We start from the raw sequence: 21178 nt of genomic DNA on the forward strand, positions 1-21178 counted from the left end.
GAGACAGTATACACATTTTTCTTTGTCAATAACAATGCTTTCTTCACCGGTGGTTTTGTCTACTACAATAGCTTCTGCAGGACATAATTCAGCACAAGCGCCACAGTAAATACATTCATCTTCACATACTTCAATTTCACCAGTTACTAAGTCAGCTCTGTTAGGTAAGGTTCTGTCAATAGTAATGGAAGCTCTTGGACATGCTGCTTCACATTTTTTACAGAATAAACATTTGTCTTCATCAATTTCAGCTGAAGTGATGAGACTTGGATAAGCTTCATTTTCTTTAATAGAGACGCCGCCAATGGTGAGGTCTAATGCACCTGCTGGACATACTCCACTACACATACCACAGAGAACACATTTGTCTTCAGCAATGCATAATTTTGCTTTGATTTCATTGTCGTTTTTGAAAAGAGCATAGTTTTGAGCAATCTTTTCATGACCACTGAAATAAGTTTCTGTGTATTTACGTTCAATAGGAGCTACTTCATCAAGAGCAATAGCTTCTACAGGACAGGTTGCTTCACAAAGGCCGCAACCAATACAAACGTGATCTTTAAAGGACAAGATTCTGTCTTCTTCTGCTGATCTTTTTATATTGAAGGTTTTGCCTTCAATTTCTTTAACGTTAACCATTTTTTACCTCCAAAATTTCAATAGATTTTGTTGGACAGCCTTCAACACACATAAGACAGCCACAACAATAACGGGGGTTTATCTTTGCTTTAAGTGAATCTAAGCTAATAGATTTCACTTCACACAAATCTACACACAATCCACAACCAATACATCCATCGTTGATCTGTGGGTCATAACGATTCATATTAAATATAGTCACGATTTGACGAATTTCTTTATAATCTCCAAATAAAACTTTTGTAATTAATATAAAATCCTTAGGACTTAGTTCTAAAATAGCTTTAGCAAGTTCGATTGAATCAATAGAAATGTTCCTACCATTCAAATAGTGGGAAATTGTTGATCTGTCTACACCAATTTGAGATGAAATCTCCTTTTGGGACAAACCTCTTTTTCTAAGTTCAACACTTTCTAAATATTTTAGTCCAGATACTATATGTTTTGGCATAAATTCACCATGTGTACAATATTATATTAATAAAAAATTCTATATAAAAGGCAAGGACTCGGACTCAAGTAAAAAGACTTATATATTACTGTGTACTAAATACACAAAAATATAAATAAATTAAAGAGTATATTATAGTTTTTATCATTAAAGAAGATTATAATTATTTTTAATTTTTAAAAAAATTAATTAAATTATTTATTTAGAAAAAATAATTAATATTATTAATTTTTATAAAAAAATAATTGATTTACATCAAAAAATAAATTAGAGTTTATTTATAAATGGAAGATAAATTATATCTCCAATATGTAAGCGATTTATCATCGAAATTTTGAAAAAATAATAAATATTTAGGCTAAACTAAAAAATGTGTAGTTAATACACATAAGTAGAGTGTAGTAAGTACACAAGATAGTTTTTATGATTGAAAACTAATGAAAAATTAAAAAAAAATTTTATAAAAATTATAGAGAAAAATGAGGAAAATTAAAAATAATATAATAAAAATTATAGAGAAAAATGAGGAAAATTAAAAAAAATTTTATAAAAATAATAGAATAAAATGAGGAAATTTAAAGAAAATATTATAAATTTTTATAGAAAAATCAGCAAGATATGCAATTAAAAAAAAATTAGATAATAATATATATTAATCCATATAAAAATTATTATGACTTTAAACTTTTTAGGGGAAAAACATGAAAAACAGAAAATATTTCTGCATTATGCTAATATTGCTTATTAGTTTAATCAGCATTTCTGCAGTTAGTGCTGCAGATGATTATAATAATATTCATAGCATAAATGCAAATGAAAAACTAATTTTAGAAGAAAGCATCAATGAAGATGTTTCAAATGCAGCAAGCGAAGAAATTAATTTAGAAGAAAGCATCAATGAAGATGTTTCAAATGCAGCAAGTGAAGAACTTATTTTAGAAGAAACTGATGAACATTTCAGTACAGATGAAACAAAAGCAACTGATTTGGATTCATCAAATGAAGCTATCACAGATCATATTGATGAAAAATTAAATAGTGAAATCAATGATAATGAAATAAGCAGCAATGATATGGAAAACATATTGAAAAATGATTCCCAATCAAATCTAAGCAATGAAAACATTCATATCAACGTCACTCAAGAAAATAACTTTTTATACCTCACTGCCATTGACAGCGAAGGTAATATCATAACTGAAGGTGATTTCACTCTCACTTCCGAAGATGGATACTCAGTGAAAGGAAGTCTTTATGGAATGCCAGGCATTATGTTCAATCTTTTTGCTTTGCCATATGATGAATACCCACAAGCCCTCAAGATTGATTTCATAGATGATGAAGGCCAAACAGGCAATGCAAGCTATTTTGCCTCTTTAGAGAATACATTAATTGCACATGATGTCGTTGATGAATTTACATTTGAGGTTAGCTTTTTAGCATAAAACTATCTTCCCGCTTTTGGAAGATATGTGCGTTTCAAGATTTTTTATGAAAATGGGGACCCTATTACTGAAGTGAATATATTAACAGACCGTGATGGGAAAGTCAATTTTGACTATGCCCTTGACCCTGGCAATTACACTGTTTATGTTGTAAATACTGCAATATCACAATCTGGAATTTACAACTGGAAGATTTCCAAGAGAAACATAGCCAAAGAAACTAGAATCGATGCTAGAATCGAAGGTTATGAACTGAAATTCACAATTTTAGACGGATTAGATAATCCAATTAATGAACCCTTGGACCTCTATGTTAACGATACATTTTATGAAAAGATTCGAGGAGGCCACTATAATGTCTATCAATTGGGAGAAGGCCATCAGGAATTTTATTTAGAGTATAATGACCCTCATTACTTTAGGTCACGCCTCATTAAGTGTTGACCTCAACAAAACAATCATAGTTGAAGATTCATTTTATAATACAACTAAAGTCATCGCTCAACTCCTTGATTATGAAGGAAATCCGATTAAGTTTACTGGGGCTTCATTATATCTTGACGAAGAGTTGTATTATAATCAAACCGATGAAGAAGGTTATGTGGGATATGACTTAAATTTATTGCCTGGCAAATATGAACTTAGAATCAGCAATCCATTATCTACACAATCAAAATATTTCAGTTTGGAAGTTCTTGAAGAATATGATGCAAAAAAAGCGTCCTTTAATATCTATCAAGACAATTATAAATTAATTATTTCTGCAATCGACTTTTATGGAAATAAAATAAATGATGGAAGTATCCAAATAGAATATGGGGAAACAATTACCCTGCCAATAGTTAACGGATCTGTAACATTCATTTATGTCAACCCTAAAAACATCTATGATATGGAAGAAACTTTAACAATCAGATTAAAAAAATCATAACTACTACGCAGTCGAAACAAGTTACCTATTTAATGCAATAGACACAATTATTGCAAGTGATGTTCGCCCAGGAAATAAATTCAATGCAACAATGCTAGACATGGACAAAAACCCAATAAAAGGTATGGAAGTCGTATTTAGATTATACGATCGTGGATACTATACATCTGTAGGCAATATCACTGGAATAACTGATGAGAATGGTGTTGCATCAATTGAAGCAGGGGAAGAGTATTTCGATTATATCGTTTCCATAAACAATGATGTCACATATCAAAGCAAATCATATGTTTGGACCAATAAATTAAATATCAATATGACTCCTATTATGGATTATTATGATGAAAACACTGAAATTTTCTATATCAATGGACATAATCTCAGATTCAAATTGGATGATGATGCAACAGGCTTAGTTGGAATCGATACTGATGATGAATATTGGAGCGAAGAAATCATTGACGGATACTGTTCATTATACCTATTGGAATTGAAAAGATATGATGCAATAATATATTATTTTGGAGATTCAAAATACATGGAAAAAATGTTCAACTATACCTTTATTGCATCTAAAATGAAAACTCTAAACATGAGCATTTCAGAAGACTTGGTTATTGGTTATTTAGATGGCAGCAAGTTTATTGTCAATTTGACAAATGGCCAAGATCCAATTTCAAATGCAACTGTTGAAATAAGAATGGGGAATATGACATACAGTGCAGCTACTGATGATAATGGAATTATTGAGCTTCCTATTGATTTGTCTGCTAGAGCATATGATGTTCTTGTAAGCTATAAAGGAAGTCCAACTTATCTTCCTATGAATAAAACAACAAGGCTGACTGTAAGTAAGGTAGACAGCATCTTGACTGCAGCTAACATTACTGCAACCTACAACATAAATAAGGACTTTGTAATCAGCTTAAAGGACAGTCAAGGAAATCCAATAAGAGACTCTCCAGTCTTTGTTGATCTAAATGGCCTTAGAATCCATATGACAGATTCAAATGGACAAATAAAGATAGGAACAAAATCCCTGAAAGCAGGAAGCTATGTTGCAAATATTGTATTCGTTGGAAACAAGAACTATGAATCTTCAAGCGCTACAGCAAATGTGACTATTAAAAAGGATTCTACAAAAATAACTGCAAAGGCAGTAAGCACAACATACAATGTTAATAAGAATCTCATAATCACCTTAAAGGACAGTTTAGGAAAAGCAATTAAAGGTGCTAAACTTACTGTCAAAATAGGAAACAGCGCTAAAAAGTACACAACTGACAAAAATGGTCAAGTTAAGGTAGCTGTTGGCAAATTGGTTCCAAAAACCTACACTGCAAGAATAAGCTTTGCAGGAGACAATAACTATATTAAATCTTCAGCTAGCGCTAAAATTGTAGTGAAAAAGGCAAAGGTTAAATTAACAGCCAAAGCAAAAGCATTTAAGCGTAAAGTTAAAGTTAAAAAATACATTGCAACCTTAAAAAACAACAAGAACAAGGCAATTAAAAAAGTCAAACTGACTTTGAGAGTCAAAGGAAAAACATATATTGCCAAAACCAACAACAAAGGTCAAGCAATATTTAATATTAAGAACTTAAATGCTAAAGGCAAATTTACTGCAGCAATTAAGTTTGCAGGAAACAAATACTACAAAATGACAAGCAAAAAAAGTTATAATAAGTATAAGGTAATTGCATAAAACAATTACAATAAGATTAAAAATAGTTTTTAAAAAAAGTAATTGCACAAAGCAATCACAATAAAATTAAAAATAGTTTTTAAAAAAAGTAATTGCACAAAGCAATCACCAAAAAATAAAAAAATAGTTTTTAAAAAAAAGAGCATTTTTGCTCTTTCTTCTTCTTTTTTTAAAATTGTAAAAAAGCTAAAACTTAAAAATCAAAATATTCTTTTTTACATAAAATAAAATTAATGAAAAAAAATTAAAATTTTCTATTTTACTTAAAAATAAATTCATGAAATGATTAAATCTTAAAATTAAATATTCAATTATAAGTTCTCTTCCTTATAGTAAGGTTCCCTATTATGAATTCCCTTTAAGAATAAATCTATAAGCTCTTCATCTGAGGCTCCTTCTCTAATGAATCCAATTAAATCTACAAGATTATCATTTCTAAGCAAACATGGCTTGATCTTACCTTCAGGAGTTATTCTTAATCTTGTACAATTCTTGCAGAAATTGGTATTGTCTACAGGGTGAACAACTTCTATCTCACCGCCATCCATGAAATATTTCTTACGGTCCTGCATAAATGGCCTAACTTTAATTTCATCTGCAATTTCAGCAAGGTGCTTTTCAAACTCAGCTAATGGGTAATGATACTTTGAGTTGAAGTCATTGTCATCACAGCTTTCAGATTCAATAATCTCAATAAGCTGAAGTATGACACCATGTTCTTTAGTAAATTCGAACATGTCAAAAATATCATTATGGTTGATATTATTCATAACTACCATGTTTATCTTAACTGGATATAGGCCAACTGAACAAGATTCTATGATTCCATCCTTAACTCTGTTTAAAACATTTTTCCCTACAATCATTTGATAGGTTTCTTCATTAAGTGTGTCTAAACTGACATTAACTCTGTCTAATCCTGCATCGTATAATGGTTGGGCTAAATTGTCTAAATTTATACCATTGGTGGTGATTGAAATATCCTTGAAATCAAGTGAATTTATCTTTTCCACAATCTCAACTATGTCTGGCCTGATTAATGGTTCGCCTCCAGACAAACGTATTTTCTCAACACCTAATTTCTTTGCAATTCTGCAGATTTCATAAATTTCATCTGAAGTCATTTCAGAAGAGGATTCCAACATCCCATCATGGTGACAATATATGCAATCTACATTGCAACGATTGGTGATGGAAATCCTAAGTGAAATAATCGGTCTTTCATAATCGTCTCTAACTTTATCCTTCATCCATAAGCCCCAAATTCAATTTATTCAATGTAAAATAATTTAATAATAACTTAATAAAAATTTAATAATAATTTAATAATAATTTAAGCTAATTAAAAAAGTTAATAAGGAATAAAAAATGAAAAAATTAAATTTTTCATAATAATATCTGAATTATTCATTATCAATTGTAATTTCAACAGTTTTAACTTCATCTACACCATATTTAGAAGTTTTAATGGCTTTTAATAATCCAAGAATGGTTTCCTTAATGATATCATCAGTGAATTTATTCAATTCAATATCATTTCCATTGATCACTAAATTAACCTTGTTATCAAAATCTTTATTATCGCTCATTAAATCACCGAAATTTTCTCTAAAATTATTGATTTTATATTTTGAATATATCTGTAAAAGTTATATTTTATTCCTTTTTATTCTTAATAGTTATGTCAATATTATCCAAATCCTCAACACCATACTCTTTGATTTTAAGAGGTGTCAATATGCCTAAGATAGTTTCCTTAATGTAATTGCTGACAAACCTATTCAATCCAATGTTTACTCCATCAATAGCTAAATTGACTTCAGCTTGAGTTTCTGGATTATAATCCAATTTTCCTTGTGCAAAAGCCTGACCTATAATGCTTGCATCATTATATCCACAGTCATTGACGAATAAAGTTTCTAAAATGTCATATGCCCTTTCCTCTACAAGGTCAACCAATTCCAATAGCTCTTCATCTGTGATTTCAAATGAGTTGACTACCTTAATTGTGTATTCATCCTTGACTTCTTCACAAGTTGCTATTTTAGCATATGGATAAGCCTTAAATCCTTCTATAACTACAAAATCAGGATTTTCCATAAGCTTTATTATGAAAAGAATTCTCTCTAAATCAAGTCTTTCATTAATATTGAAGTATGTTCTTCCTCCAATTCCTACAACAAAATCAGAACCAGACTCCATTTGCTTATAGGTGTCTGTTCCCTCATGGTCCATCTCCATTTTATGATGAGAATGCTTAATGCTTGCTACCTTAAAGTTTCTATTGGTAAGCTCTTTTATTATTTTGCTTGTAAGTGAAGTTTTGCCAGTATTCTTTAAGCCAACTATTGAAATAATTCTCATTTTTACACCATAATTTGATTTTGCTTAATTGGAAACAAAATAATCTTTTTATCAATACTATTATATTAATCATATGAATATTAATCACTTTCTAAATTTAAGTTATCCTAATAATTTTATCCAGAAATTGATCTATTCCAAAATTTAATTTATTCAAAAAAATTTCCATCAATCATAGATAGGACTATCTAAGCCATATAAATTCCTCAAAAAAATAGATTGACAAAAATATGTGAATAAATTAAATTTAAGAACAAATAAACTATTTAAAATTAATTTTTTAATAAAATAATTTAAAAAATAGTTTTCATTTGAAATGAGTGAATAAGAGGTGCCTATTTTAAAAATTATAATATTAAAAAAATATTACTTAAAAGACTTAAATGATTTAAAAAAATAAAAAAATAATTAATAATAATTTAATAACGATAAAAATTATTTAAAATAACTTAAATCATTAAAAATTATTAAAAATTAAAATTTTCTATTTTTATGCTTAAATCAATTTCCATAAATCTTCTAATAACAAAGTAGAGTATCCTTTGTAGGATTTTTCACCAAACTCAGTAAATGGTAATGGTTCTTCGTTGTCCACACCACTGTAGTATCCGAATACATCTCTGACTTTTTGGTTTACAGTAGCCCATACTTTGGATACTGGGATTTCACAAGGACATACTTCGGAACATTGACCACAGTTAGTACATGCGTCAACCATGTGTACCATACGAGTTAAGTGGAAGAATGGAGCTGCAGGAGTGTATCCGCCAGGTACCCATTCAGGACCTTCAGCTTCGAGACAGCAGTCTTCACAGAAACAGAGAGGACATGCTTCACGGCAACCGTAACATTTCATACATTTGGAGAATTCTTCTTTGTATTCTGCAAATACTTCTAAGATGTCACCGGAAGTTCCAGCAAAGTCGATTTCTCTTTGTTTCATAGCTTGATTTACCATGATTTGGTCGATGTTAGTACGGATTTCTACACCTTTTTCAAGTGGTTCTTGAGCTACGATTACACCAGCATCAATTACTTTCTTAAAGATGTCTGCACCTTTTTCAGAACAGATTTCTACAAAGGTTACTTTTCCTGCTAAGTCACCAATAACTCCCCAGTTACCTAAAGCTAAATCAGCATTGGTAGGGATGTTCATGGTACATCTTTGACAGTTTTCTCTTCTACCCATTCCGTCTTTTTCAAGTTTGTCGATGAAAATAGCTTTTTCACCATCAGCAGTTTCCATGATGAGTTTTCCTTTAGCAATTTCTTCTTTGATGACGTCTGCTGGGTCTAATTCGTAAACGTCACGAATCATTTTCATGGTTGGTACAGGTGGCATGGTACCTCCACAGTTTACACCAATCATGATTACATTATCTTGGATAACTTTTCCTTTTCTCATTAACTCTTTTAAGGTCATTGCGTCACATGGTTTACAAGTAACTGCAATTTTCATATCTCTTGCACCATCTAAGTATTTGGATACGAATTTTGCTAAGTTTAATGTACCACAGTGAAGGGAACCTGCAGATTTGATTACATCTTCAGGTTTAGTGATGAGAATAGGTTTAGCATCGTATAAGTCAGCAGCTTCTTCTACAGCAACAACAGCGTCAACAATACCTTCTTCGAGTAAGTATTTCATAATGGTAGTTACTGCTCCACCATATTCTCCTTTGTCTTTGATTTCATCATTAGCAGAGTATGCATAAAATAAATCATTTACATTTACAGCCATATTAATCTACTCCTTATTCCTCTTATAATTTTTCTACTTGAATAGCACAAGCTTTTAATTCAACCATCTTACATTTAGGGTCGAAAGAATCGGAGTTTGTTAACATGTTAGCTGCACATTCGGTAAAGTGCATAGGAATGTTTACAATACCTTTCTTAATGTCTGCAGTTACACGAGCAGGAATTTCGATTTCTCCTCTTCTAGAATATGCTTTTACTATTTCGTTGTTAAGAATTCCTCTTTCTGCTGCATCTTCAGGGTTGATTTCGATGAATCCAGTAGGTACTTCTTTATCTAAGGTTTCACATCTTCTGGTCATAGCAGCGTGATAGTGGAACAAGATACGAGTAGTAGTTAAGAGTAATGGATATTTATCGTCAACAACTTCGACAGGACCTCTGTGTTCTAATGCTTGGAATACTCCTAAACCGTCTGGGTGAGCAAATTTGTCTTTGTGCATTAATGGTTCACAAGGATCTTCTGGGTCAAGACATGGCCAGTGTACACCTTCAGGTTTGAGTAATCTTTCGTGAGTGATACCATAGTAGGAAGGTGCGAGCTCTCTGATTTCTTCCCAGATTTCTGCTGCGTTTTCGTAGTGGAATAATTCTCTTGGTCTGCCCATTCTTACAGCAATTTCTTCCATAATCTTCCAGTCTACCCAAGCGCCTTTAGGTGGTTCTTGAGCTTTACGTAACCATTGAACCCTTCTTTCACCACTGGTGAATGTACCTTCTTGTTCACCCCAACCTGCTGCAGGTAATACTACATCTGCTTCAGCAGCGGTGTCAGTCATGAACAATTCTTGAACAATTAACATTTCTAAGTTTGCAATTGCTTCTTTGGTGTGTTTAATATCTGCATCTGAGAGTACAGGGTCTTCCCCGTGGATGTATAATACTTTTAAGTCACCAGAGTGAGCAGCGTTCATCATTTCGACTAAGGTTAAACCAGGAGTGGTTGGCAAGTCGATTTGGTAAGCTTCTGAGAATTTCTTGGTAATTTCAGGGTTTGCAACTTTTTGGTAACCGACATAGTCAGAAGGTAATGCACCCATATCACAAGCACCTTGTACGTTGTTTTGTCCTCTTAATGGGTTTACTCCTCCACCGATCTTACCTAAGTTACCGGTTAACATTGCTAAGTTAGCAGTGGACATTACGTTGTCTGCACCGTGAGAGTGTTCAGTAATACCTAAGGAGTATACAATAGCTGCGTTTTCAGCTTTAGCATATTCGATAGCAATACGTTTGATTTGTTCAGGGTCAGCTTCAGTAATATCAGCGACTCTTTCAAGGTCGTATTTCATTGCAACTTCTTTCATTTCTTCGTAACCTTTGGTTCTGTTTGCAATGAACTCATCATCTTGCAAGTCGTTTTCTATGATGATTTTAATCATACCGTTCATTAATGCTACGTCAGTACCGGTTTTGAATTGCATGTATTCGTGAGCTAATTTTGCAGTAGGAGTGAATCTTGGGTCTGCTACTACTAATTTTGCACCGTTTTTAATAGCTCTAATAATCTTACGACCGAATAATGGGTGTGCTTCCATGTTGTTGGAACCAATACAGAAAATGAAGTCAGCTTCTTCAATACTGTCATATCCGTTAGTGGATGCACCTGAACCGAAGGTGGTTGCAAGACCAGCTACAGTAGGACCGTGACAGATACGTGCACAGTGGTCTACGTTTTGGGTACCACATCCAGCTCTTGCTAATTTCTGGGTAATGTAAATGTTTTCGTTAGGTGATCTAGCACATGCGTAGAAACCTAATTTGTTAGGGTCTGTGTCAGCATATTTTTTAAGTGTGCTAGCAACTAAGTCTAAAGCTTCATCCCAGGAAGCTTCTCTGAATTCACCATTTTCTTTGATTAACGGAGTAGATAATCTGTCTGGGTGGTTAATGAATTGCCATCCAAAGTTACCTTTTGGACATACTTTTCCTTCATTAACAGGGTGTCTTTTCCATGGTTCAACACCAATGATCTTTCCATCTTTGACTACAAAGTTAATACCGCAACCGGTACCACAGTATGGACAAATAGATGGTACATATTTTATCTCAACCATTTTATAATCTCCATAATAAAATCAAGGTTTTTTGTTTTAGTTCACATATTGGCAAATTCGATTATTGACTAACAAATTGAAACTTTTTAATAACATATTTATTAAAACTTTTTGAATATTGTGAATTGTGTCGAGTATTGTGAATTGTATCTTGATTTTTAATATATATAATTTATTAAAATCTTTCTGGATTATTGTGAATTGTGTCTATTGTAATAATCCAATAAAAGAATTGACAATAATATTCAATGTACAAAATAATATAATATTATATTATCATGAATTGTAAAAAATAGAAACTTTCATATTCTATCTATAAAAATTTCTAAAAGTATAATAAGATTTGAAAATCTTCTAAGTAAGTAAAATTGTTATAGAAATTTTTTAAAAGAAAAAATCCCGAAAAAACATAGTAAAATATTGTAGATACTTATTGAATTTGAATAAATAGGTTTCCTCAAGTTTTCAATAAGTAAATACATATTTTTAAATCTTTAAAAGTCTCTTGTTTGACTAATATCAGTTATTTTTAGATTTTTAAAAAATCTCTTGTTTGACTAATATCAGTTATAGATCCCGTAATTGATTATGTATATTTAGTCACGCAAGTATACGAACCAGTATGCGCAAGCTACGAAGATAGCTCCACCAATGATGTTACCTAAGGTTACTGGTATTAAGTTGTTTACGAAGAATTGTGCCCAGGTTACTTCAGCACCTAAGAAGATACCTAATGGGATGAAGAACATGTTTGCGACACTGTGCTCGAATCCAATACATACAAACGCCATGATTGGGAACCAAATACCGAAGAATTTACCTACTACATCATCAGCTGCATTAGCTAAGTATACAGCTAAACACATACTAACCAGTTACAACCGATACCTCTAAGGAAAGCTTGCATCCAAGTTAAAGAAGCAGTTGATTTACCAGCTGCCATAAATGTAGCTCCACCTAATGCTTTGGTGTTAGCAACAGTGATTGCACCTTTTGCGAATGCTTCAGGTACCATAATACCTGTTGAGTAAGCAAGTACGTAAGCTACAAAAATAGAACCAACTAAGTTGAAAACCCAACTTCCAACCCAGTTTTCGAGTAATCCTACGATATCAGTTTTACCGTCTAAAAGACCCATAGTCATAAACATTACGTCACCAGTGAATAATTCAGATCCACAAATGACTACCATAATTAAACCTACAGGGAACACTGCCCCGAATAATAATTTAGAAATACCTATTGGTACGCCACCAGCTACAGCACCAGTGTTTGCAACTTCTGCAAGTAATCCACCAAATGCAATGTAAGCACCTGCTAAGAAACCTAAAATAGCAAGTTTTAAGATAGGCATTTCACCTTTTGCGGTAGCTGCAGATGCAACTGCTTTTGCAGTGTCTGCAGGACTTTTAAAAGAACTCATATATCTCAACCTCTTTTTTAATTATCCCATATAATTATCAATACTCTCACAGAATCAAACATTCATAAAGAGAGCATTAATTATAATTATTTATCATACATATAAAAAGACTTTGCTATTAAAATCAAAAGGAAAAGTATATATAGGACAAATTAAAGTTTTTCCAAAGATAAATTTAATTCATATCGATTAAAAAGGATTAAAAATGAAAAATAAAGGAAAATATTTGATTAAATATAAAAAAATTAAATCAATATGAAAATATAGTTATATCAATCAAAATTAGAATTAAAATAATTAATTTAAACTGAATAAATAGAAAACAAACACATATTATGAAGTTTAAATATAAATCGTGATAATTCATATCAATAAAAACATGAAATAAAATTGAAATTCAAGGAAAAATATAGCATAACGAATGGAAAAATTTAGAAATCCTTAGAGCGAATATAATCAATAAACCCAATATAATTCATTTAAATAGAAAAATAATAGGAAAACAGCCAACATGAATGTATTTTGCAAAACGATAGTTAAATTACATATTACGATTTAGGCAAACAAAAACAAATAATCATGATTAATCATGATAAATTAAGGATTTGATGATAAAAAAGAACAGAAAAATCCATAAAAACAACATAAAAATATAAAATAACATTTAAAAATTATCAATAAAACTTGAATCAAAGTGAAATATTATATAAATGATAATAAATAAAATAATTTAACATATACATATACATATACATATTTTTTTTAATAATAAAGAAACAATGTAAACATAATTTTTATGAGGAGGATATTATGAAGAATAAAATTATAGTATCTTTATTATTAATTTTCTTGATTGCAATTTCTGCAGCTGCAGTTAGTGCAAGCGAGGACATAACAGATACTATTTCTGAGATTTCAGATAATGCAGATCTCAAATTAAATGCTGAAGATGCGACAAACACAGCAATCTCTGAAGATCTCGATGAGGAAACAAATAAGGATAACAACATTAGGTGAAGGGGGCATATTTGAAAGTGGAAACACTGTCCCAATTAAAACAACTGCAGACTTGAAAAAGTATTTAGAAGATAGTGGTTCAACACATTATAATGATGGAACCATATATGACTTAAAAGACAATACATTTAATCTTACTAGTTCTATAAATATCAAAAAATCTTATGGAATAACTGGTGGAATAATTAAGGCAGAAAACTTAGATTACTTCTTTAATATCGAATCACCAGCTAATAAAGGTCCAACTAATGTATTTATTAAAAATACTAAATTTATAATTACCAAAGAACAAGATGTTGTTTTTGCTAAAGGAGTAGAACAAGGAGAACCTCTTGTATTAAATATTGCAGGAATTACCCTAGAAAACATTACTTTTGAAATCGTTGATGGTATCGATGCATCAAAAGTTACATTGCTCCATATAGACAAAATGCCAATTAATAATGCAGTATCCAATGAAATAACCATTAGCAACAATAATTTAAATGGTGCATCCAGTATTAATATTGCAAATCCTATGACTAGTGGAGACATACACTACGATGCAACTGAAATTAATTATCCTGTTGTGAAAAAATACACATATATTGCACTAAATTCAGATATTGGCAGATATGTACCAACATATGTAGTTGATAAAAGTGTAGGAGATTCTCCAATAAAGTTCCAATTTAAATTAATGGATGAGGACAATCAAATAGTGGTTAATAGAACTGTCACATATGCTTTAAATGGTGAAATGTTTACTGCAATTACAGATCAATATGGAATTGCAACCCTAAACATATACCTTTCACAGCCAGGAACTCATTTCATTTATAGTCAATTTACTGGAGATGACGAATACTTTGCAGCAAATATGGAAGTGAATTCAATAATTCTTCGAAAAAAAAATAAGTACATTAGCTGCAAAAAATCTCTCTTACAAAGTAACTGCAACTAAAAAGTTAAGTGCAACATTTAAAAGTCCAGTTTATGATGTGTTTGGAAATTTAATTGGGTATAAAACAATCAAAAACAAAAAAGTGACTTTTACTGTTAATGGAAAAACCTACACTGCTACAACCAATTCAAAAGGTGTTGCAACTGTAAAGATTACCTTAAACAAAAAAGGAACTTACTACTATACTGCTAAATTTGCAGGAGACAGCATGTATAATGCAGCAACTAAAAAAGCTAAATTAACCATAGTCCCATTAGCTACAAGCCTTACTGCTGCAAAATACAGCTATAAGAGAACTGCAAAAGTTAAAAGACTAAAAACTGTTTTGAAAAGTGGAAAAACCGTCCTTAAATACCAAAAAGTTACCTTTAGAGTAAATGGTAAAAACTATGTTGCAAAAACCAATTATAGATGAATTGCGATAGTTAAAGTAAAATTAACTAAAAAAGGTACTTACAAATATTCTGTAAAATATGCAGGAAACAATAAGTATAAGGCGGCTTCCAGAACCAATAAAGTAGTAATCAAATAAAATTCAATTGAAAGTAATTTTAAAATTACTTTCCAACTTTTCTTTTTTTAAAATATTTTTCATTAAATGCTATCCCAATACCTTCTTTTTAAATAAAATTATTAAAAAATAGCTAAAGCACAAACTACAGCTTTAATGTAGCAATAGCAAGTGCCTTAAATTCTATATAAACCTCCTGACCTAAGACAAGATCCAAATCCTTAGATGCAGATAAGGTTATGTCACTATAGAAAATAACACCATCCACATCAACCTTAGCACGAATCATATCATCTTTAAGGAGGAGTTCAACTATTGTTCCCTTTAGGTTATTGCGAATGCTTGACTTTTGAAGTGAATTCATAATGAATATGTTATCATAGCTAATCAAAGCAAGCAAATGGTCTCCGATTTTATATTTATTGTTTAAGGGAATGGTGATTTCAATGGTTTTCATACGAATTTTCATAACTCCCTTAGGATAATCGATATCGACAAGATCCGCTTCCAACTCATTCACTTCACGATGAAGCTCCATGATTGCATTGATCTTTTTGCATTCACGCAACATATTCAATCCCTCTTCAGTAAGTTTAGCGCTTCCTCCACCACCGCTTCCTCCTTTTTGGGTTTCTAACTCAGAAACCTGCAAGGAAGACTCAATCTTTTTAATGTAATTTAAGGCAGTTCTATATGAAAAGCTAAGCTCATTTGCAGCTGCCCTTATTGAACCAAAAGTATTGATGTAATCTAAAAGCAGATATTTTTGCTCATCCAGCAAAAAGGAATTATCATCAATGCTAATCCTATATTCTACACTTGTATTGACTTTTGTCATATTACCATCCCTAATGATTGTTAAAAATTAATTCAATTTATTTTTCAAATAAGTCTAAAACCACTATTATATCAAATACCATTAACAGTTGATTAAAAAAATATTAGAAATAAGGATTGATAAACCCCTATTTTTAAAATAAAAATTAAGGGTCAACCCTGCACCATTACAAGCTTACCTGTATCAGGGTCTCTATAAACCTTTCCAACCTCTGAATATCCAGACTGTTCAAGGGAAGATCCTGCACTTGCATTGCTAGTAAAGTCCTCTCCAGTGCTCACTTGAGAAGCAGCCTGTTAAGCCTGTGATTCCTGTGTCTTAGCCATCATATCAGGATTGGCTTGAAGGGCCATAATAGCAAATATCAAGAATCCCAATGCCAATACCAGCATGGCATCTGAAAGGTTTGAGATTCCAGCCATCGGATCCTCATCATCCCCATCGCTGAAACGTTTTCTTTTTCTTAACATATTGTCACCATCCCCTAATCAATGAGATTAATGGACTGATTAAAATCCATTCAATTTTTCTAAGATTGCCTCTGCAACGGTTTCAGTGGTTGTCAAATCACTTTCATACCATTGCTTCCTATATTTTGAAATAATGAAACCGATTGCACCAATGGTCAATCCAGTGACAGTTGTATCAAAAGCTATTGTCAAGGATTGAGCTAAAGTGGTAATGTCACCAGTTCTTAAAGCAGAAAGCCCTGGACCTAATGGTATTAAAGTACCAAGTAAACCGAATATTGGTCCAAGCCTTACTAGAATATCAGTTTTTGTAGTTAGTTTAAGCAAATGGTTTTCCTCTTCTTCAATCATTTTGCTTGCAAATGCTTTTCTTGCATCTGGACCTAAATTGTAATTGTTTACAATCTTTACAAGAATCTCCTTTTGTTCCTTGTAAAGAGTGCTTGAACCAACAACCTCCTTCATTTCTTCCGGGCTGTTTGATTTAGATATTTCTTGCAGCAATGATTCCAAAGCATCAGCCTTCAATGACTTTTTGGTAAATCATTCATTTAAAAATCCTCCTAAGCTTAAAATTGCATAAACCAGGAATATGACTAAAATAATTACAACAGGTGCAAGCAAACTTTTTGAAATAATATGTATAAATGAAGTTAAATTCCTGTACCTTGAAGTATCATTTTTTCCCACCAATCAAATAATAAAAGAAATATGAAAATTGCTTTCATAGATTTGAAAACAATAAATAAATGCTATCTTAATATATTGAAAATAATCCTATTTCACCATGCATAAATGCCATTTTCCACATATTGAAAATAACTCTATTTTCTTTTTAATCTTTTCAAGATCCAATCACTATATAAGACACCTAAAACAAGAATGATAAGGATTGCTATAACCACATACATCAACTGATAGGTAGGTGTCAATATAAGAAAAGAGATGAAAATTGAATAATCCAATTCTCTAACACTGCTAAAAGTTAATGCAAGAATAAGTAGAAATATGAATTCTAAAAGCATATATTCACAATGACAGCATAATATGGTCTTTTAGCATTGTTAAATATTTTAGAAATTTTATAAACTAAAAACAAGACTACAATAGATAAAACAGCCAATTCTAAAGAATGGAAAAATAAATTATCTGATTTTAAACATAATGACAAAGCCACTATAGATATGAATGAAGATAAAATAGTTCCATAAAATACAATCACATCATGAAATATCATAATTCCTTCCAAGGCTTACATAACGAACAGCAAATAGCAGCACCAATAAGCTAACGAATCCCAAATATAAGCCATTAATGGAATGATGTATTCCCCTAAGTTTAGAGAAGGACATATGAATGATAAGATAAATACTATCGCCCCAAAAATTAAGCAAAATGGAATAAAATTATTCTTATTAAAATCGGAATTTCTTACTATAAATGCTATATTAGTAACAAATAGTAAAATAAAAATAATTAGATATTCAAAAATCAAATCCATCATAGTATATCCCATTTCTAGTTTATTTAATAATATATTTTATAATGTGATTATATCATATCGATGTGAAAAGTATGACTGAACAAAAAGAGTTAGGAAAGAAAAAAAGAGCATTAAATAAAAATAGAAAAAAGAAAATTAAAAAAAAATAATGCAACTAACCTAAGTAACAACAAAAAAATTAAGAATTAAAAAAAAGAAAAAGAATGCAACCAACTTAACTAACAACAAAAAATAAAAAAATAAAAGAAATTGCAAATAATCTATCTGACAATCACTTTCCTTTTACGCTAACTGCCTTGAATGTATTGTCTCCTGCAAATTTAGCAAGAAAACTGTATGTTTTCCTTTTATTGAGAACTACCTTTACAGAAACGATTCCTGGAATTTGTTTTTCCAGAATAATTTTTTGCATTGATTCTGAAAACTATTTTCTTGCCTTTGATTGGCTTGTTCTTAGGACTTAAAAGCTTAGCTGTCAAGGTCTTTTTCTTTAGAGCAAGCTTATACTTCCTATTGACAGTAGTCAATTTAGCTTTAGCAGGATTGACCTTAATCTTAGATGTCCTAAATGAGGTATTGTAGTTATCATCACCTAAGAAGCAAATGGCCATAGTCTAAGTTCCTTTTTTAGCTAAATTGATTCGGAATTTAACATAACCATTTTTGTCTGTGGCATTATAGTAATTCTTTCCATTGAAGTTGAGGATAATCCTCTTTACTGCCAATGCTTTAGATTTTGAATCGGTTAATCTGTTTGTAAAGTATTTTCCAATCTTTCCATCTGCACCAAAAACTGTAATTGTTGTCATATCATTAGAGACAATTGCAGACTTATCTCTCAAGCTGTAGTGTTTGGAGTGGTGGAATTGTTCCCCTCCCCAGACTGGTTGACAACAATTAGATTAATCCAAAAGTTAGGGGATATGTAATCACCATTAAACTCAATTAAATTCAAGTCTATAAACTCATCGGAACTGTTGAAATTCTCTCCCCAATTATTGTTGTTTACGCTTCCATCCTTGAAAATAACAGATTCAAACAAAGACCCAGAATCATGATATAAAGCGAAATCACTGGTTTCCTTAGTATATTCCTCTAAAATTGAATCCTTGATGACTTCAAGGAATCTTTCCAATGTGGAGTTTTCCACAATGGGATTTGACCTATTCAATATGGAATTGGAGACTTGAAAATTTGAACCCATATAATAAATGGCTCCCTATCTGTAGTTTTTCTGAAAAGCTTGAATTGAAAACAGTTGTGTTTTCAACAAAATAATCTGCAAAACGGCTCTTCCATAATCATCATATGAATCCAATACTCCCAGCAAACCTAAAGCAACATTGCCGTTAAAATGTGAATTTATTATTTCCAAATTAAAAACATTTTGACCTAAATAAATTGCACCGCCATCTCCAATAGCATAATTTTCAATGAATTTTGAGTTGCTTATGGAACATCCATTTGCAGCCTTGAAATATAGTGCACCACCATAGCTGTGGGTAATTGAGCTTATGAAACTGCAGTTATCAATTCTGTCATTGTTTCCAACCAAAAAGATAGCACCTCCATTTCCATCCGCTAAAAATGTTTGCTCTTCACTATGCAATGTTCAAGCAAATTTGGATGTTGCAGAATTGTTTATGAATACAGAATTCAAAACAGAACAATTGAACCCTTTTAGCTAAATTGCACCACCTGAAGATGCAGTTCCATAATTGTATCCTGTGTTGTTTATAAAGGTGCAATTGTCTATAATGGCATTGTTGGCAATCAGATAGATAGCAGGACCATCAGTATGATGGTAGCTTGACTTGTTTGCAATATTGTTTAAGAATTTAGTGTTCACTACATTCAAATTGTCACCAAAGCAACTTAATGCAGACCCCAATTCTCCATTAATTGAGTTTTCAATACTACAGTTGTCTATATTTACATTTCTATTGCTGATTGCAACTGAGATACCATAGGAATTAATGAATCTGATGTTTTTAAGCAAAACGTTTGGTGAACTTACATCCAATATTTGAGTCAATAGCTTTCCATCAAGTGTAGCGCCAGATCCATCTCCCACAAGATTCAATGTCTTATTGACAATGATTTTAGAATCTCCACTGTAAGTTCCGCTAAGTGTTATTGTGTCGCTTTCATTAGATTGGTCAATAAATTCTGAATGTCATTAAAATCATTTCCCCTATATTAGAACTGATTATTTCTGAATTGGATGAGCCAATAGATAAAATTGATTCACCATGATTTGAATCAACATTAAATGAGCCAATAGCTAAATTTGATTTATCCTGATTTAAATCATTTGCAGAATTTGAATCATAATCTGAAATTTAATATTTTCAGTTACTGTATTATCATTACACGTCATATCGATTAAATTTTTAGAATTATCTGAAGCAGAAACTAGTCCTAAACTTAAAATTAAAATAATAATAAAAATATAATCAATATAAACTTATTAAAAAGTATTTTTATAGTTACTCCATTATAAAATTTTTATTTATTAATAATAAATATATTAAATACGATATATAAATTTTAGTTAATCGTGGAAAAATAGGAAAAATAGGAATAAAAAGGAGTTGTAAAAAATTTAACTGATGATTTTTATTTTTTCTCCTAAAACGTTTTTTTTCCATCCATCGAATGTTATTTTCTTTTATTTATCTTTCTGCTCCTTTAATGTTCCATAAATTGTTTTTATTTTGCCTGGAAATATTGTTCTGTAAATTAATTCAATGAAATTGTTTGTTTTTGGGATTTCATGGTCGATTGTGTGACTTAATGTTTTGTCAATTTTTTCTCGAGATTTTTTTTAAGAAATATTTGTCTTGTGCATAACCATACGAAAACATTTATATACCAAGACACCATACATAATTATGTAAAATTTATTTTATATTTAATCAAATAAATTTGATAAAATAGATGATTTATTAAGTTTCATTTAATAAATTTTATTAAAGTTTAATTTTTAACCAATTTTAAGGTTTGGGGTATCTTTTATGTGTCTTACATAGAAACACATAAGAATTTTATGCCTTACCTAACTATTAGTATAAAATTGGATATTTTATGTTTCCTCCTTTTTCCAACACTGAAGGAGAATA

At 30.9% G+C, this 21178-nt stretch carries 26 protein-coding genes and 2 pseudogenes; 9 read left to right on the forward strand and 19 right to left on the reverse strand.

Going from position 1 to position 21178, the window contains the following annotated elements; translation table 11 throughout:
• A partial coding sequence (locus tag QZV12_RS08250) for a 4Fe-4S binding protein (RefSeq protein WP_295620105.1) occupies positions 1–639 on the reverse strand: 639 nt, incomplete at its 3' end.
• On the reverse strand, positions 632–1090 hold the full coding sequence (locus QZV12_RS08255; protein WP_295620108.1) for a helix-turn-helix domain-containing protein: 459 nt from the start codon (positions 1088–1090) through the stop codon (positions 632–634). The genes QZV12_RS08255 and QZV12_RS08250, both read right to left, overlap by 8 nt.
• Before the next feature lie 701 nt (positions 1091–1791).
• Between QZV12_RS08255 and QZV12_RS08260 the strand changes: the two genes are divergently transcribed.
• From QZV12_RS08260 to QZV12_RS08275, 4 genes are all read left to right on the forward strand, one after another.
• Positions 1792–2535: a hypothetical protein gene (locus tag QZV12_RS08260; protein ID WP_295620111.1), complete on the forward strand. Its 744-nt coding sequence runs from the start codon at positions 1792–1794 to the stop codon at positions 2533–2535.
• A 27-nt stretch (positions 2536–2562) separates the two neighbouring features.
• The gene (locus QZV12_RS08265) at positions 2563–2979 is read left to right on the forward strand and encodes a hypothetical protein (protein ID WP_295620113.1); all 417 of its coding nucleotides are present in this window, start codon (positions 2563–2565) and stop codon (positions 2977–2979) included.
• Positions 2939–3466, forward strand: coding sequence for a hypothetical protein (locus QZV12_RS08270; protein ID WP_295620116.1), 528 nt, complete (start codon positions 2939–2941; stop codon positions 3464–3466). The genes QZV12_RS08265 and QZV12_RS08270 overlap by 41 nt, the downstream gene beginning before the upstream one ends.
• 91 nt (positions 3467–3557) lie before the next feature.
• Positions 3558–5171 carry a hypothetical protein gene (locus QZV12_RS08275; RefSeq protein ID WP_295620119.1) on the forward strand — a complete coding sequence of 538 codons (1614 nt, stop codon included), beginning with the start codon at positions 3558–3560 and terminating at the stop codon, positions 5169–5171.
• A gap of 311 nt (positions 5172–5482) precedes the next feature.
• On the opposite strand, the gene moaA is transcribed toward QZV12_RS08275, so the two are convergent.
• The 6 genes and pseudogenes from moaA to QZV12_RS08305 form a co-directional block, all read right to left on the reverse strand.
• On the reverse strand, positions 5483–6421 hold the full coding sequence (gene moaA, locus QZV12_RS08280; protein WP_295620122.1) for a GTP 3',8-cyclase MoaA: 939 nt from the start codon (positions 6419–6421) through the stop codon (positions 5483–5485).
• A 153-nt stretch (positions 6422–6574) separates the two neighbouring features.
• Positions 6575–6760, reverse strand: coding sequence for a hypothetical protein (locus tag QZV12_RS08285; RefSeq protein ID WP_295620125.1), 186 nt, complete (start codon positions 6758–6760; stop codon positions 6575–6577).
• A 67-nt stretch (positions 6761–6827) separates the two neighbouring features.
• On the reverse strand, positions 6828–7535 hold the full coding sequence (gene mobB / locus QZV12_RS08290) for a molybdopterin-guanine dinucleotide biosynthesis protein B (RefSeq protein ID WP_295620128.1): 708 nt from the start codon (positions 7533–7535) through the stop codon (positions 6828–6830).
• Positions 7536–8031: 496 nt separating this feature from the next.
• Positions 8032–9276 (reverse strand): Coenzyme F420 hydrogenase/dehydrogenase, beta subunit C-terminal domain, encoded by a 1245-nt coding sequence (locus QZV12_RS08295; RefSeq protein WP_295620131.1) that lies wholly within the window; start codon positions 9274–9276, stop codon positions 8032–8034.
• Positions 9277–9298: 22 nt separating this feature from the next.
• Positions 9299–11350, reverse strand: a complete 2052-nt coding sequence (gene fdhF / locus QZV12_RS08300) for a formate dehydrogenase subunit alpha (RefSeq protein ID WP_295620135.1) — start codon at positions 11348–11350, stop codon at positions 9299–9301.
• Positions 11351–11946: 596 nt separating this feature from the next.
• Positions 11947–12773, reverse strand: a pseudogene (locus tag QZV12_RS08305) (formate/nitrite transporter family protein).
• 810 nt (positions 12774–13583) lie between these two features.
• Between QZV12_RS08305 and QZV12_RS08310 the strand changes: the two are divergent.
• From QZV12_RS08310 to QZV12_RS08320, 3 genes are read left to right on the forward strand one after another with little or no spacing between them, the layout of a single operon-like run.
• Positions 13584–13790, forward strand: a complete 207-nt coding sequence (locus tag QZV12_RS08310; protein WP_295620138.1) for a hypothetical protein — start codon at positions 13584–13586, stop codon at positions 13788–13790.
• Positions 13756–14733, forward strand: a complete 978-nt coding sequence (locus tag QZV12_RS08315; protein WP_295620141.1) for a hypothetical protein — start codon at positions 13756–13758, stop codon at positions 14731–14733. Before QZV12_RS08310 ends, QZV12_RS08315 begins: the two co-directional genes overlap by 35 nt.
• Before the next feature lie 37 nt (positions 14734–14770).
• On the forward strand, positions 14771–15148 hold the full coding sequence (locus QZV12_RS08320; protein WP_295620144.1) for an Ig-like domain-containing protein: 378 nt from the start codon (positions 14771–14773) through the stop codon (positions 15146–15148).
• A gap of 241 nt (positions 15149–15389) precedes the next feature.
• Here QZV12_RS08320 and QZV12_RS08325 read toward each other — a convergent pair whose 3' ends face one another.
• The 7 genes and pseudogenes from QZV12_RS08325 to QZV12_RS08360 form a co-directional block, all read right to left on the reverse strand.
• On the reverse strand, positions 15390–16082 hold the full coding sequence (locus QZV12_RS08325; RefSeq protein ID WP_295620147.1) for a TOBE domain-containing protein: 693 nt from the start codon (positions 16080–16082) through the stop codon (positions 15390–15392).
• A gap of 152 nt (positions 16083–16234) precedes the next feature.
• Positions 16235–16552, reverse strand: a pseudogene (locus QZV12_RS13800) (DUF2149 domain-containing protein).
• A gap of 39 nt (positions 16553–16591) precedes the next feature.
• Positions 16592–17065: a MotA/TolQ/ExbB proton channel family protein gene (locus QZV12_RS08340; protein WP_295620155.1), complete on the reverse strand. Its 474-nt coding sequence runs from the start codon at positions 17063–17065 to the stop codon at positions 16592–16594.
• Between the two features lie 311 nt (positions 17066–17376).
• Entirely contained in the window at positions 17377–17577 is a 201-nt protein-coding gene (locus QZV12_RS08345) for a hypothetical protein (RefSeq protein WP_295620159.1), read from the reverse strand.
• Positions 17568–17801 carry a hypothetical protein gene (locus tag QZV12_RS08350; protein ID WP_295620161.1) on the reverse strand — a complete coding sequence of 78 codons (234 nt, stop codon included), beginning with the start codon at positions 17799–17801 and terminating at the stop codon, positions 17568–17570. Before QZV12_RS08350 ends, QZV12_RS08345 begins: the two co-directional genes overlap by 10 nt.
• Entirely contained in the window at positions 17776–17904 is a 129-nt protein-coding gene (locus QZV12_RS08355; protein WP_295620164.1) for a hypothetical protein, read from the reverse strand. Before QZV12_RS08355 ends, QZV12_RS08350 begins: the two co-directional genes overlap by 26 nt.
• Before the next feature lie 423 nt (positions 17905–18327).
• Complete coding sequence (locus tag QZV12_RS08360) at positions 18328–18468, reverse strand: hypothetical protein (protein WP_295620167.1); 141 nt, start codon at positions 18466–18468, stop codon at positions 18328–18330.
• Between QZV12_RS08360 and QZV12_RS08365 the strand changes: the two genes are divergently transcribed.
• Entirely contained in the window at positions 18468–18638 is a 171-nt protein-coding gene (locus tag QZV12_RS08365; protein WP_295620171.1) for a hypothetical protein, read from the forward strand. The genes QZV12_RS08360 and QZV12_RS08365 overlap by 1 nt on opposite strands.
• Positions 18639–18670: 32 nt before the next feature.
• On the opposite strand, the gene QZV12_RS08370 is transcribed toward QZV12_RS08365, so the two are convergent.
• The 3 genes from QZV12_RS08370 to QZV12_RS08380 are packed head-to-tail and all read right to left on the reverse strand — an operon-like array spanning position 18671 to position 19611.
• Positions 18671–18898, reverse strand: coding sequence for a hypothetical protein (locus tag QZV12_RS08370; protein WP_295620174.1), 228 nt, complete (start codon positions 18896–18898; stop codon positions 18671–18673).
• On the reverse strand, positions 18895–19260 hold the full coding sequence (locus QZV12_RS08375; protein WP_295620177.1) for a hypothetical protein: 366 nt from the start codon (positions 19258–19260) through the stop codon (positions 18895–18897). The genes QZV12_RS08370 and QZV12_RS08375 overlap by 4 nt, the downstream gene beginning before the upstream one ends.
• 15 nt (positions 19261–19275) lie before the next feature.
• Entirely contained in the window at positions 19276–19611 is a 336-nt protein-coding gene (locus tag QZV12_RS08380) for a hypothetical protein (protein ID WP_295620180.1), read from the reverse strand.
• Between QZV12_RS08380 and QZV12_RS08385 the strand changes: the two genes are divergently transcribed.
• A complete protein-coding gene (locus QZV12_RS08385; protein WP_295620182.1) occupies positions 19598–19744 on the forward strand; it encodes a hypothetical protein in 147 nt (48 codons plus the stop codon). The genes QZV12_RS08380 and QZV12_RS08385 overlap by 14 nt on opposite strands.
• On the opposite strand, the gene QZV12_RS08390 is transcribed toward QZV12_RS08385, so the two are convergent.
• Positions 19741–20139 (reverse strand): hypothetical protein, encoded by a 399-nt coding sequence (locus tag QZV12_RS08390; RefSeq protein ID WP_295620185.1) that lies wholly within the window; start codon positions 20137–20139, stop codon positions 19741–19743. The genes QZV12_RS08385 and QZV12_RS08390 overlap by 4 nt on opposite strands.
• Positions 20140–21178 lie beyond the last annotated feature (1039 nt).

Source organism: uncultured Methanobrevibacter sp., assembly GCF_902769175.1.
Classification (GTDB): domain Archaea; phylum Methanobacteriota; class Methanobacteria; order Methanobacteriales; family Methanobacteriaceae; genus Methanobrevibacter.

What these genes read in the sequence shown, in the direction of transcription:
- QZV12_RS08255 (WP_295620108.1), bottom strand. Translation starts at nt 1,090, where the DNA reads ATGCCAAAACATATAGTATCTGGACTAAAATATTTAGAAAGTGTTGAA.
- QZV12_RS08260 (WP_295620111.1), top strand. Translation starts at nt 1,792, where the DNA reads ATGAAAAACAGAAAATATTTCTGCATTATGCTAATATTGCTTATTAGT.
- QZV12_RS08270 (WP_295620116.1), top strand. Translation starts at nt 2,939, where the DNA reads ATGACCCTCATTACTTTAGGTCACGCCTCATTAAGTGTTGACCTCAAC.
- QZV12_RS08275 (WP_295620119.1), top strand. Translation starts at nt 3,558, where the DNA reads ATGCTAGACATGGACAAAAACCCAATAAAAGGTATGGAAGTCGTATTT.
- moaA (WP_295620122.1), bottom strand. Translation starts at nt 6,421, where the DNA reads ATGAAGGATAAAGTTAGAGACGATTATGAAAGACCGATTATTTCACTT.
- QZV12_RS08285 (WP_295620125.1), bottom strand. Translation starts at nt 6,760, where the DNA reads ATGAGCGATAATAAAGATTTTGATAACAAGGTTAATTTAGTGATCAAT.
- mobB (WP_295620128.1), bottom strand. Translation starts at nt 7,535, where the DNA reads ATGAGAATTATTTCAATAGTTGGCTTAAAGAATACTGGCAAAACTTCA.
- QZV12_RS08295 (WP_295620131.1), bottom strand. Translation starts at nt 9,276, where the DNA reads ATGGCTGTAAATGTAAATGATTTATTTTATGCATACTCTGCTAATGAT.
- fdhF (WP_295620135.1), bottom strand. Translation starts at nt 11,350, where the DNA reads ATGGTTGAGATAAAATATGTACCATCTATTTGTCCATACTGTGGTACC.
- QZV12_RS08310 (WP_295620138.1), top strand. Translation starts at nt 13,584, where the DNA reads ATGAAGAATAAAATTATAGTATCTTTATTATTAATTTTCTTGATTGCA.
- QZV12_RS08315 (WP_295620141.1), top strand. Translation starts at nt 13,756, where the DNA reads ATGAGGAAACAAATAAGGATAACAACATTAGGTGAAGGGGGCATATTT.
- QZV12_RS08325 (WP_295620147.1), bottom strand. Translation starts at nt 16,082, where the DNA reads ATGACAAAAGTCAATACAAGTGTAGAATATAGGATTAGCATTGATGAT.
- QZV12_RS08345 (WP_295620159.1), bottom strand. Translation starts at nt 17,577, where the DNA reads ATGCTTTTAGAATTCATATTTCTACTTATTCTTGCATTAACTTTTAGC.
- QZV12_RS08355 (WP_295620164.1), bottom strand. Translation starts at nt 17,904, where the DNA reads ATGTCCTTCTCTAAACTTAGGGGAATACATCATTCCATTAATGGCTTA.
- QZV12_RS08360 (WP_295620167.1), bottom strand. Translation starts at nt 18,468, where the DNA reads ATGCAAAAAATTATTCTGGAAAAACAAATTCCAGGAATCGTTTCTGTA.
- QZV12_RS08375 (WP_295620177.1), bottom strand. Translation starts at nt 19,260, where the DNA reads ATGGGTTCAAATTTTCAAGTCTCCAATTCCATATTGAATAGGTCAAAT.